Raw genomic sequence first — 13,343 nt, forward strand, 5'->3', positions numbered from 1 at the left:
AAATCACTTTTTTTTAGTGGTCACTTTTTGGGGCTGGCCTCTCCGATGCGATCGCACCTCTGAGTATTCTATCTCAGGAAGAGGGCATTGCTCCTACTGGTCACTTATTTCTGCCATCCTGCACTAGCCAAGGTTGCTAGGGAAGTTTTGATGCTTCCACAACGATATAGATTAGATAGTCTAACTAAAAAGTATCGTAAGCAGTGCGTGGCGTGGCTTTAGCCCGCATAAGCACATCCGCTTAGAATCCAGGGTGTTTTAACCCCTGGAGACATCAAATATAAGGTAGTAAATGTAATACTAAGGTGCGTTTCATGTCGCACAGAGAAACGCACCCTACAACTTTCCTACTCCCCCACCACCAGGAGTTTCAATCACAAATACATCACTCACATTCATCTCCACAGTGGCGGTACTCCCCAATTCTTCAATTTTCCCATCACTGCGTTCGACATAATTTCTTCCCACTAAACCATCACCCCCACCATTCAAACCAGGGGGACAAACAACCCGATGACCTGATAATATCCCGGCGGTCATCTGCTCCAAAAAACGTATTCGCCTAATTACTCCATTGCCACCTTTATATAAACCTTTACCCCCACTCTCGGAACGAATGGCAAAATTTTCTAACAATACTGGAAACCGCCATTCCAAAACTTCGGGGTCGGTTAACCGGGAGTTGGTCATGTGAGTATGTACTGCGTCGGTGCCATGAAAGTTAACACCTGCACCGGAACCTCCACAAATAGTTTCATAATATTGATATTTACTATTGCCAAAGGTGAAGTTATTCATTGTTCCTTGGGAGGATGCCATTATTCCTAAAGCATTGTATAAAGTATCGGCGATGGTTTGAGAAGTTTCTACATTTCCAGCAACAATAGCTGCGGGATATTTTGGGTCTAACATACTACCTTCGGGAATAATAATTTCTAATGGTTTGAGACAACCTGCATTGAGGGGAATATCATCATCAACTAGGGTACGAAAGACATATAATACTGCTGCTTTACAAACTGCGGTTGGTGCGTTGAAGTTTGTGGGAAGCTGGGGAGATGTTCCTGTAAAGTCTATTTTTGCACTGAGATTTTTTTTGTCGAGACTGACAGAAATTTGAATTTTATTGCCGTCATCGAAGGTGGATGTGGAATTTTGTTTGTTCAGTGATGAAGAGAGTTTTTTTATGGCTTGGCGTACTGATGTTTCGGCGTTATCTTGAACAAATTTCATGTAAGTTTGTACGGTTTCTAAGCCATACTTTTCTGTCATTTTCTGAAGTTCTTGTGTACCTTTTTCATTTGCTGCTATTTGTGCTTGGAGGTCGGCGATATTTTGACTGGTGTTTCTGGCAGGATATTTGCCGGAGGTGAGGATTTTTAATATTTCTTTTTCTTGGAATTTTCCGTTTTTGACGAGTTGGAAGTTATCGATTAATATTCCTTCTTCTTCTACTGTTTTACTATGGGGTGGCATGGAACCGGGGGTAATACCTCCAATATCTGCATGATGACCGCGGGAGGCTACATAAAATATGGGAGTTTCTCTTTTTTCTGTCTTTTCAGGGGGAGTTAGGGAAGTACTTGTTTCATTTTCAGAAATAATATTTTCATTGGGAGAAAGGCTTACGGATTTTAATTTCTGAGTAATAGATTTATTCTTTTCCTGTTTTGCCATGACAGGAGAGTTTTTTATCTGGGAAAGTGAAATATCTTTGTTTTTTTGGGGAGGTGGAAATACAGGGGTAATAACTGTTATGTCTGGTAAATGAGTACCGCCGTTATAGGGATTATTTAAAACATAAACGTCTCCTGGTTTGAGGATATCTTTTTTATCAGAAATTACGGCATTAACACTTTCACTCATGGAACCTAAATGTATGGGAATGTGAGGTGCATTGGCAACTAATTGACCGTCTCGATCAAAGATGGCGCAGGAAAAGTCGAGTCTTTCTTTGATGTTTACTGAGGAGCCAGTTTTTTGTAATGTAATTCCCATTTGTTCGGCGATCGCTCGAAATAGGTTATTAAATATTTCTAGCATTACTGGGTCTGCTGATGTTGGAATTTTTGTTTGAGATTTTGTGGTTGGTTCTGTTTGATTTTCTATGGTTTTTATTTTGGTTAATACGAGGTGATTTTTGAGGGTTAATTCTGCTTGCCATCCAGGTTCGATAATATTAGTTCCGGTTTTTTCTATGATTAAGGCGGGGCTATTAATTTTTGCTCCTGGTTGTAAGTTTTCTCTTAGATAAATAGGTGTATCTTGCCATTTTCCTGCGGTGTAGATTTTTGTTGTTGTAATTGGAGTTATGGCAGTTTTTTTAGTGGGAGATTGTTCTATTTCTTCTGGTGTTTCCATTTGTTGAATAAGTTCTAGGGAAACTACTTCAATTATTAGAGATTTTTCTGCCATGATAAATCCATATCTTTGTTGATGGGCTGTTTCAAATTCGGATTTCATTATAGAGATATTTTCGGCAAAGTCTACGATTAATGTTGAGTCGCTGCCTTGATATTTGATGTGAACTTTCCATAAGGATATTTGATTTTGATTGGAATTTATTTCTTGTTTAGCTTCAGTTTCCAGTGTGGCTAAAACTTGTTTAATTTCTGGCAATAATTCTGGAGTTAGTATTTTTTCAACTGCTTTTTCTTTCATAACTCGAATATCTGCTAATCCCATGCCATAAGCTGATAAAACTCCAGCATAAGGATGAATAAATATTTGTTTCATCCCCAAAGCATCGGCAATTAAACAAGCGTGTTGCCCCCCAGCTCCACCAAAACAACAAAGAGTATATTCTGAAACATCATAACCTTTTTCCAAAGATATTTTTTTAATAGCATTTGCCATTTTTTCCACAGCTATAGCTAAATATCCACTAGCTACTTCTTCTGGTTTTTTACTATTACCTATTTCTGCTGCTAACTGAGTAAACTTTTCTCTAACAATCTCCAAATTTAAAGGTAAATTTCCATCTTTCCCAAAGACTTTCGGAAAAAATTCCGGCTGTATTTTTCCGACCATTACATTACAATCTGTGACTGTCAAAGGTCCGCCTTTTCCATAGGCAGCCGGACCAGGATTTGCTCCAGCAGATTCAGGTCCGACACGATAACGAGAACCATCAAAAAATAAAATTGAACCTCCACCAGCAGCTACAGTATGTATCGACATCATCGGAGTTTGTAGCCGTACTCCTGCAATTTCTGTTTCAAATTCTCGTTCATATTCTATTGTTTTATTTTCTGCTCCAGCATAATGAGCAACATCAGTAGAAGTACCGCCCATATCGAAACTAATTATCTTATGAAAACCAGCCATTTTACTTGTTTGAACTGCTCCAACAATTCCACCAGCAGGTCCAGATAAAATACTATCTTTACCTTGAAATTTTTGAGCATCTGTTAAACCGCCATTTGACTGCATAAACATTAATTTAACTGACTGTCTTTCTGAAATATTGCTTAAAATCTTTTTGGCAAAATAATTTTCCTTTTCTGTTCCCTGTTCCCTGTTCCCTGTTCCCTTTTTTAAAGAATTACTAACTTGATTGACATATCTTAGTAAAATTGGTGATAAATAAGCATCAACAACAGTAGTATCTCCCCGACTAACTAATTTCATTAAAGGGCTAACTTCGTGAGATACAGATATTTGAGTAAATCCTATTTCTTGAGCAATTTCTTTAATTTTTTGTTCGTGCTTCGGGTAGCGATAACCGTGCATTAAAACAATGGCACAACTTCTAATTCCTGCTGTATAAACTTCTTGAAGTTGAATAGTTAACTCCGTTGTTTGAAGTGGAATTATTTCTTCACCCTTCGCTGTATAACGTTCCTCAACTTCAATAACTTTTTCATACAACATTTCCGGCAAAATAATTTCTCTAGCAAAAATATTTGGTCGGTTTTGATAACCAACTCTTAGAGCATCTTTAAACCCCTTCGTAATAACTAAAACTGTGCGGTCGCCCTTCCTTTCTAATAAAGCATTTGTAGCCACAGTAGTACCCATTTTAATCACTTCTATTTCTTCTGAAGAAATAGGTTGATGTTGAGTAATTCCCAATATTTCACGAATTCCTTGTACTGGAGCATCTTGGTAGCGATCGGGATTTTCTGATAATAGTTTATGAATAATAATTTGACCGTCCGGAGCTTTAGCAACTATGTCAGTAAATGTACCTCCACGGTCTATCCAAAATTGCCAAGAGTTGTTAGTAATAGATTTGTTAGTCATATTAATTTAGAATTTAATAAATTTCAGTGGTTTATAACAGGATATTTAGAGTTATATCTATACTTATGTAGGTGAGGTAGATTTGATTTTCTTTTCTGTTCGTTAAAACTGCAAATGGGTGCATCTCATTCAAGAGATAAAAGCTGTAATTGCAAAAAATTAACAGTTTTATCGTCTTTTCTACTCACCAAAAATAATTTGTCTGATCTAAACATATCAAGGAGGCAGTCTACATTTTCTGATAGTAGTTCATAAATCATAATTTTACAACTGATAACTGAAATGACCATTCGTAGTTTTGTAAGCATTCAGCCCTCAGCTATTAGCTATCAGCTATTAATGTTAGGAAAGGCAAAAGCAACCTTTGAAATTGAGGAAAGAATAAAAAGTTACTGTCAAAGTCTCCGGACTCAATCTGATACCATTTCTCTATGAAGTTGCGCTTAATAAAAGATAACAGCTATTAGTAATTCTTAGCCAAACCTAAGTTTTACTAATAGCTGTTATCTTTTAAATTAACCATTGATAGAAGGAGCTTCTACAGCAGCCAAATCTAGAGGGAAGTTGTGAGCATTACGCTCGTGCATTACTTCCATTCCTAAGTTAGCCCGGTTAATGATGTCTGCCCAAGTATTTACCACACGACCACTAGAATCGATGATCGACTGGTTGAAGTTGAAACCATTCAAGTTGAAGGCCATTGTGGACACACCTAATGCTGTGAACCAAATTCCTACTACTGGCCATGCTCCTAAGAAGAAGTGTAAGGAACGGCTGTTGTTGAATGATGCATATTGGAAGATTAAACGACCGAAGTAGCCGTGAGCTGCTACGATGTTATAAGTTTCTTCTTCTTGACCGAACTTGTAACCGTAGTTCTGAGACTCAGTTTCTGTTGTCTCACGTACTAAGCTGGATGTTACCAAAGAACCGTGCATTGCACTGAACAATGAACCACCGAATACACCTGCTACACCTAACATATGGAATGGGTGCATTAAGATGTTGTGCTCTGCTTGGAACACTAACATGAAGTTGAATGTTCCGGAAATTCCTAAAGGCATTCCATCAGAGAAGCTTCCTTGTCCGATTGGATAGATTAAGAATACTGCTGTTGCTGCTGCTACTGGAGCAGAGTATGCAACACAGATCCAAGGACGCATACCTAAGCGGTAGGATAATTCCCACTCACGACCCATGTAGCAGAATACGCCAATGAGGAAGTGGAAGATTACTAGCTGGTATGGGCCACCGTTGTATAGCCACTCATCCAAACTTGCTGCTTCCCAGATGGGGTAGAAGTGTAGACCGATAGCGTTGGAGGAAGGTACTACTGCACCGGAAATGATGTTGTTTCCGAACATTAAGGAACCAGCGACGGGTTCGCGGATACCATCAATGTCTACTGGAGGAGCTGCTACAAATGCGATGATGTAGCAGATAGTAGCTGTGAGAAGGGTGGGGATCATTAATACACCGAACCAACCGATGTATAAACGATTGTCTGTGCTGGTGATCCAGCTACAGAACTTTTCCCATACGTTGGCGTTTTCACGCTGTTGTAAGGTAGTTGTCATNTTTTTTATTTTGGATGGTTTGAACTACTTGTTAATATTAACTTTTCCCTGTTCCCTGTTCCCTGTTCCCTGTTCCCTGTTCCCTGTTCCCTGTTCCCTGTTCCCTGTTCCCTGTTCCCTGTTCCCTGTTCCCTATAAACCTACTTTCATACCTTAATTCAGCAATGCCGGTATTTGTTTGTGGAGCATTCCGCCAGGAAACGCTTTTTCATATTTATGAAAATAGACATCTCCTATAAAGTCTTTTAATTGCCCCTATTATTCGTAACATTCTTTTTTCATGCTTGGTATGATAGATATCTCCAATAGACATATCCATAAAAGAGGGAACAGGGAACAGATAACAGGTAACAGGGAATAATAATTGATAATTTATGGATAATAATTGATTTTATTTTTAATTTTTACCAGATGTCTAATAATAAAAAATAAAATCAATCATCCCACAGAAATCATCAATTATTTCTCTCTACTGCCTACTGCCTACAGCAAAGCTGCCTACTCCCTACTCCCTAATAATGAATAACATTAATTATAAATTCAAACAATTAAAAATCTGGCTAGGAATAGGAGTCGCGATCGCTTTTCTTTCTATTTTCCTATGCGCAATAGTAAGCTCGCCAAAATTAGTCACCGCAAAAGTTATACCTGAAAAAAAAGAGGTGCGTGGAGTCTGGATAACGAATGTTAGTAGTACCGTATTATTCGCTCCCTGGGGAATTAACCGCGCCCTCCGTCAACTTTCTCAACTCAACTTCAACACTGTTTATCCCGTAACCTGGAATAGAGGCAACACATTTTATCCCAGTGAGGTTGCTCAAAAAGTCACGGGTCAACCTCAAGACCCTACCCTTGCCACATTTCGCCTTGGTGGAGATGTACTCAGAGAAATATTTACACAGTCCCACCGCCAAGGTTTACGAGTCATTCCTTGGTTTGAATATGGTTTCATGGCACCAATAAATTCTCTGTTAGTCAAACGCCATCCCCACTGGGTGACAACGAGTCTGGACAAAAATAGAAATTTTTCCGAGGATATATTTGAATTAGAACTTAAAGACCTGCTCCCAGAACCAGATGAACAGTCTTTATTAACAACACTAAAACAGTCACTCTCTATCAATAATGTTTGGCTTAACCCCATTCACCCCCAGGTGCAAAAATTTTTTATCGACCTGGTATTAGAAGTTGTCAAAAAATACGATGTCGATGGCATTCAAATAGACGATCGCTTTGCCATGCCAGTACAATTAGGCTACGATCCAATTACAGTTCGCCTCTACAGGGAACAACATCAGGGTAAAATGCCTCCAGAAGATTTTACAGACCCAGAATGGATGCAATGGCGAGCAAATCAAATAACTGCTTTAATGGAAAGACTTTATAAAGCCGTCAAAGCAGTTAAACCTAATTGTATAGTATCCTTGTCTTCTAATCCTGATGACTTTGCTTATAAATTATATTTGCAAGATTGGCCAACTTGGATCAAGCGAGGTATAGTAGACGAATTTGTTTTACAGGTGTATCGAGATAACTTACCCTCATTTTTAGCAGAATTAGAACAACCAGAAGTGAAATTGGCCAAAAGTAAAATTCCTTTCAGTATAGGTATCCTCACAGGCACCATGAAAACTTCCATGAAGATAGAGCAAATTCAACAACAAGTAAAAGCAGTACGCGATCGCCACTTTGCGGGAGTTTCTTTTTTCTATTGGGAAACTTTATGGGGTTATTTGACTCCAAATTCACCCCAAGAGCGCCGGACTGGTTTCAAGAAAATGTTTCCTACCTCTGTATCTCGTCCGAAACTTTGAGAAGTCAAAAGTCAAAAGTCAAAAGTCAAAAGTCAAAAGTCATATGAATTCAAAAGTTAAAAACTAGGGAGCAGTAGTGGACTGTTTCAACTAAAATGATGCAATAGGAAATTGGCTAGAGATTGCTTTCCTACGGAATGCTAGGCAAACACTATTGTTTGCTATCGCAAAGCTACGCTAACGCCATGACAATTCTAATGCACTATTTAAGATGAAACGGTCCACTACTGGCGTGTCAAGCTTGAAATAGTGTTTTAGGAAAATTCTCCAAACCTTAGTCAGAGCAAGAATTATACTAAAAAATTTAATAAACCATTTTCAGCTTGACACGCCACTACTAATAACTATCCATTTTCAAGGAGAGGTAATTATTAATTATTAATTATTAATTGTAGAAGAGCTTGTGTCAATTACTAAATCATATTATTATCCATCTCATACTAAGTCCAAAACCATCGGCTGGGGTTTTTGGTTACAGTGGGTATTTTTCACTGTTGTCGGCTTTTTGGTCAGTTTAATATTTGTAGAAGTAGGTGTTAGACCCTATATTGGTGCTTTTTCAGGAGCCATGGGCGGTGCTGTCATCGGATTAGCCCAATGGTTGGTACTGAGAAATTATATTTTCCGAAGTAGATGGTGGGTTGTATTAACTATTGTGACATGGTTATTAATCGGGGCCAGTAGTTTAGGAGCATTAGGTTGGGTGGCCCCACGAACAGAACAAATTTCAGTCAGGCTATTTCATGGGTTGATTAATGGAGCTATTGTGGGGGCAATTTTGGGATTAGGCCAATGGTTTGTACTCAGGAAGCAAATTTATTGGGAAGAATGGTGGATAATTGCCAATATTATTGCTTGGTCTGTAGGTTTATCCCTTGGTTGGGCAGTGGGTGGATTTATGTATGGGGCGATCGGTCTATTTATTAGTGAAGTAATAGGTCTGTTGGTAACATGGTTTTTTGTCGCTGTTGTTACTGGTATTGCTTTGGTACGTTTATATTCAGGTCCTTGAAAAGGGGAGTGTAGGGAGTCAGTCCAGTAGGGGCGGGTTTGGCCTTAAGTTAATTGCTTAACACTAAATTTAGATGAACCCGCCCTTTGAGAAGTCAGAAGTAGGAGTCCAGTAGGGTGCGTTAAAGAATTAGCTCTGTTCCCTCCCCCCACTTTTGACTTAATTTCTAACTTTTAACTTTTGACTTTTAATTTTTGAGTTATTTCTAATTTACTCCAAAAGTTATAGAAACAGAACTAGAATACGAAGCGTATTTGGCAGTGTTAGAAGAGCTAACTTTCGCTAAAAATCTTACTCAGGAGGAAAAAGCTTTATATGATTTGTTAGTTTTGTTAATAGAAAATTATGAAGCTGAAAACTATCCTATGGCATCAGTGAAACCTTACGAAGTTTTACAGCACTTAATCACAGCAAGCGGAATTAGTCAACAAAATTTAGTAGGAATTATTGGTTCTGATGAGGTAGTTTCTCAGGTCGTAGATGGTCAACTTTCTTTGAATAACTGGCAAGCAAAAGTTCTAGCAGATTATTTCCAAATCTCTCCAACGATTTTTCAATTGTAGGTCTTTTAATAATGAATAATGAATAATTAATAATTAATAATTAAAGAATTCAGCTTTATTAGCTTCCCCTTGAAATGGGAAAAAAAGCGGTCGTTAGCGCAGCTTTCCCGTAGGGTGGGATGGGGAGGAAACTTACGCCATATCCATGAGACCAAGAAACAAATCCTTTTAACTGATCCTCTTACACTTATAAGAAGAGGTAATTCTAAATTCTAAATTCTAAATTCTAACCATGGTTCAAACTAATTTCAAAACTGCTAATCAATTGTTGCGGGAGGGCAAGCTCGATGATGCTGTGGCTGCTTACCGTGAGGCGATCGCTCTTAATCCTGATTTTTCCCATGCTCATCATAATTTGGGGGAGGCTTTGGTTAAGGTGGGGCAGATAGAAGAGGCGATCGCTGCTTTTGGTCAGGCTGTGGCGATAACTTTCGACCTATCTGTGGGTGATATATTCTGTAAATCTGTGAGTTCTTTGTTCAGTTGTACTGCTTTATCTTGAATAGCGGTATAGTTATCCAATATTTCTTGTTCTTGAGGTAATAATTCTATTCCCACAGAAGTTTGTTCATTACCTTCTACATTGTTGAGGTAATTTTCTAGTTCTTGAACTTTCAATAAATCCAAAACCTGTTGAGCTTCTGTGACTCTATTTTGCTGTAATAATAAATCTGCTAAACGACGATAAGTATCAGCATTTTTTTCGGCATAGGATTGCCGTTTATCTAGAGGAAAATTTTGTAAATCTTGCCGAATTTCTTCTGTGACATTTACAGAGTGTTTATATAAAATAATTGCTACTTCCGGCTGTTTTTCTGCAACTAATAAATCTCCAATATTACTTAAAGTTATTCTTTCACTAGCGCGATCGCCTACATTTCTTTGAGTAGTTAAAGCTTGGCGATAGTAGTCTTCTGCTCGGGTATATTCTTTGAGGCTTTTATAAACTGTTCCGAGACTATCTAAGATACGTCCTTCTTCTGTTTTATTGCCTATTTCCTGGAAAATTGTTAATGCTTGGTGCAAATATTCTAGTGCTTTTTGGTATTCGCCTTTTTCGTCATAAATTAAGCCGATATTATTCAGGCTTTGCCCTATTCCTGCTTTGTCTTTTATTTGTTCTCTAACTGTTAAAGCTTGTTGATAATATGTTAATGCTTGAGCATATTTTTTTTGCAATTTATAGGTAAGCCCAATATTATTTATTGTATTTCCCTCGCCATTTTTGTTGTTATTTGCTTGATAAATTTCTAGAGCATTTTGATACCACTCTAAGGATTTTTCATACTGACCTAATTCTTGATAAATTAAGCCGATGTTGTTAGTAACTGCTGCCTCACCTTGAAAATTTTCTAATTCCTGGAATGTTTGTAGAGCTTGTTGATAATATTTTAATGCTAGAAAATATTGAGCTTGATTTTGATAAATTGCTGCTATATTATTCTGAGTTCCTCCAACTCTAACTAAATCTCCTAATTCTTGACGTATTGCTAAAGCTTGCTCCAAGTAATTTAAAGCTTGGTCATAATTTCCCTGGAGAAAATAAATAGCACCAATACTATTTAGATTACTACCAATACCTTGTTTTTCATTAATTTTGCGACGTATTTTTAATGCTTGTTGATGATAATCTAATGCTTGGGGATAGTCAGTTAGTTTTTGATAAGTGGCTCCAATACTATGAAGGGTTTGACTTATTTTTAGAGATAGAGATTGAGTAGAATTATCTGATAATCTGTATAATAATTGGAATATTTCTAAAGCTTTTTGATAAGCTTCTAAAGCAGCTTGATATTGACCATCATTGTAGAGTTGTTCGCCTTGTTGATAAAGTGCTTTTGCTTCAGTTTGTTGTGGAGTTTGAGATATTAGCTGATTTTGAGGTTGATCAGAATTTAATATTTGAGGAAATACTGTTTCGTAGCATAAGTAAAAAGTTAAACTCAAGCAGCAGATTAGAAAAAAATTTATGAGTCTTTTAATTATTCTTCTTCCACTACTTTTAAACATTTTTTTATACTTTTTATTTATTCAGCTTTAGCAATTACCAAATAATAGGCGATCGCTATAGCGGTTTTCACAAGGGGTAAGGTATCAACAATTATCCTTAAAAAGGGGGACTTCCGGTTTCCCCCCTTTTCAAGCTATGCTTTATAAACATCTTTCTTAATATAAAACTTGACAAAATAGACAAATTATCTTGGAGACTTTAAAAGTCTTTTTCTAGAGAGAAAATATATTTTAAAGTACATTTATTTTGAATGATTAAGTAGTTTTACTTAGATACTATAACTATTTCTCCCTTCTACCCTACTCCTCTTCTCCCCTTCTCTCCGTGTCCCCGTGTCTCCGCGCCCCGTGTCCTTGTGTCTGAGGAGTTCCTTATAAGGGATAGCTTTTCAAGGGGGGTTAGGGGGGATCTCTGGCAGTGTACCTCACACTTACTGAGAAATACTAGAAAGCTATTATTTAGGCCCATTAATTTTTGGAGAAGTCTATTTGAGTTATTCTTATTATTTTTTGCCATCTTCATCAAATAAAAGAGTTACACTACCAGAGTCTCCTTCCCATCCTGTACAGTATTTAAGAACATTAAATCCATCATTGTTCAGGTATGTTTTTCCTCCTGGAGTTCGACATAAATATTTCTGAATAATTGTAGCTGTATTGGGATTTCCAACTTCTTCAGCTACTCCTATAACTTCCCAATAGTAATCTAAAGCTTTCTCACCTTTGCCTAGTTTTTCGTACATTACTCCTACATAGAATAAAGCACGACCTTCTGCAAGTAAATCTCCTGTATCTCGTCGTAGTTTTAATACCTGCTTAAATTTTTCTAATGCTTGTTCGTATTGCTCATTTTGATAATATTTATCACCCTCTTTTAACAGCCTACTTATTTCAGATTGATTATTAGAGCTACTATAAGAAATATCCTGAGCAAATACAGGTGAAATTTGTAATTTTTCTCCTTGGTGTAATCCTTCAAAGGTAGGGAAACTTAAGGCTAAAGCAGTGGCAATAACTCCCAGATAGTTTCTCCAATAACGCATATATCAATACCTCACCTTAATAAGTACTAAAAAATCTATTTCAGCTACGATCAAGGGACTTCAGGACAAAATCCTTTCGATTACATGATAGTAGTTTCTCCTGGAGAATACTGACAATTTTTCGGTTGTATACTACTTGATTAATTATCACACTGGAAAGGTTATGCAGAATTTTAAGATAGGGGGTTTATTATAAAGATAGCCTCTTAACCTCTTTCCTGATATATCTAGGTTTAAGCTATTTTTTAGGTATTGAGGTATTTTTCTATTTACCCTTCCCAGAAATCTACAAAAATCTATAAAATCTATAATTATCTGATTGACTGGCTATTTTCATCGGAAAAAATATCAAAGTCCCAATAGCTTCATCTATTAGATACAAAAGTTAACACTGCAATAGCGATCGCCAATGTGAATTTAGAGCATAAAAAAATCAACCTCGGTATTAGCTGGTCTTGATGATGAATCCTTAGTCGTATTTTGACAGTAGACATATTTCCTAAGTTTTCTCTGTAGAACCAACTAAGACAAATTGCTCATACTACTATTAAAATTTAATTATATATCGACCATTAAAGATAGGCAATACTTAAATAACTTATGTAAACATAACGATAATAAACTTCTTAGGTGGTAGGTGGTAGGTGTTATATCACGTTCCCCCGGAGGGGGAGCTACGCTAACGGTTGAATATTTATAAATAAATTTTGTGAGTCCTCAGGAGTCAACCCACCCCTCGCCCCTCCCCCTTCCAGGAGGGTAAGTCAGGAGTCAGGAGGAAAAAAAGGAGAAAAAGAGGAAATATTGGAGAATAGTATTGATAATTTAAGTATTTCTTTGGTACCGTCAGTCCTTAAATTTTATTTATAACTGATTATCCGAATATCATATTATATCATGTCCGTTTATATCGTTTGTGTAAACCCAAGGGTGAATATCTACAGGAAATTTAGGTTTTTTTCTTGCTCAATAGCCTTTCTCTCTGTTCCCTGTTCCCTGTTCCCTGTTCCCTGTTCCCTGTTCCCTGTTCCCTGTTCCCTGTTCCCTGTTCCCTGTTCCTTCTTCCTTACCGAAAAATA

At 37.2% G+C, this 13,343-nt stretch carries 9 protein-coding genes; 5 read left to right on the forward strand and 4 right to left on the reverse strand.

Annotated elements, in window-relative coordinates; translation table 11 throughout:
- Positions 1–336: 336 nt before the first annotated feature.
- On the reverse strand, positions 337–4,245 hold the full coding sequence (locus tag F6K13_RS01665) for a hydantoinase B/oxoprolinase family protein (protein WP_124147562.1): 3,909 nt from the start codon (positions 4,243–4,245) through the stop codon (positions 337–339).
- A 282-nt stretch (positions 4,246–4,527) separates the two neighbouring features.
- Here F6K13_RS01665 and F6K13_RS01670 point away from each other — a divergent pair, with 282 nt between their 5' ends.
- Positions 4,528–4,680 (forward strand): hypothetical protein, encoded by a 153-nt coding sequence (locus tag F6K13_RS01670; RefSeq protein ID WP_161564736.1) that lies wholly within the window; start codon positions 4,528–4,530, stop codon positions 4,678–4,680.
- 80 nt (positions 4,681–4,760) lie between these two features.
- Here the strand turns inward: F6K13_RS01670 and psbA are convergent, their stop codons facing one another.
- Positions 4,761–5,822: a photosystem II q(b) protein gene (gene psbA / locus F6K13_RS01675; RefSeq protein ID WP_124143731.1), complete on the reverse strand. Its 1,062-nt coding sequence runs from the start codon at positions 5,820–5,822 to the stop codon at positions 4,761–4,763.
- Between the two features lie 518 nt (positions 5,823–6,340).
- On the opposite strand from psbA, the gene F6K13_RS01680 reads away from it, so the two are divergent.
- The 4 genes from F6K13_RS01680 (at position 6,341) to F6K13_RS01695 (ending at position 9,713) form a co-directional block, all read left to right on the forward strand.
- A complete protein-coding gene (locus tag F6K13_RS01680; protein ID WP_192901138.1) occupies positions 6,341–7,636 on the forward strand; it encodes a glycoside hydrolase family 10 protein in 1,296 nt (431 codons plus the stop codon).
- Between the two features lie 403 nt (positions 7,637–8,039).
- Positions 8,040–8,648 carry a hypothetical protein gene (locus F6K13_RS01685; RefSeq protein WP_124145506.1) on the forward strand — a complete coding sequence of 203 codons (609 nt, stop codon included), beginning with the start codon at positions 8,040–8,042 and terminating at the stop codon, positions 8,646–8,648.
- A 254-nt stretch (positions 8,649–8,902) separates the two neighbouring features.
- Positions 8,903–9,211, forward strand: a complete 309-nt coding sequence (locus F6K13_RS01690; protein ID WP_287239581.1) for a type II toxin-antitoxin system HigA family antitoxin — start codon at positions 8,903–8,905, stop codon at positions 9,209–9,211.
- A 232-nt stretch (positions 9,212–9,443) separates the two neighbouring features.
- Positions 9,444–9,713, forward strand: a complete 270-nt coding sequence (locus F6K13_RS01695; protein WP_287286718.1) for a tetratricopeptide repeat protein — start codon at positions 9,444–9,446, stop codon at positions 9,711–9,713.
- Here F6K13_RS01695 and F6K13_RS01700 read toward each other — a convergent pair.
- Together F6K13_RS01700 and F6K13_RS01705 are read right to left on the reverse strand one after the other, a co-directional pair.
- Positions 9,623–11,158: a tetratricopeptide repeat protein gene (locus tag F6K13_RS01700; protein ID WP_287286719.1), complete on the reverse strand. Its 1,536-nt coding sequence runs from the start codon at positions 11,156–11,158 to the stop codon at positions 9,623–9,625. The two genes, F6K13_RS01695 and F6K13_RS01700, sit on opposite strands and share 91 nt — an antisense overlap.
- A 566-nt stretch (positions 11,159–11,724) precedes the next feature.
- Positions 11,725–12,264 carry a tetratricopeptide repeat protein gene (locus F6K13_RS01705; protein WP_287286721.1) on the reverse strand — a complete coding sequence of 180 codons (540 nt, stop codon included), beginning with the start codon at positions 12,262–12,264 and terminating at the stop codon, positions 11,725–11,727.
- Positions 12,265–13,343 lie beyond the last annotated feature (1,079 nt).

The sequence above is a fragment of the Okeania sp. SIO2B9 genome (assembly GCF_010672505.1).
GTDB classification, from domain to species: Bacteria; Cyanobacteriota; Cyanobacteriia; order Cyanobacteriales; family Microcoleaceae; genus Okeania; species Okeania hirsuta.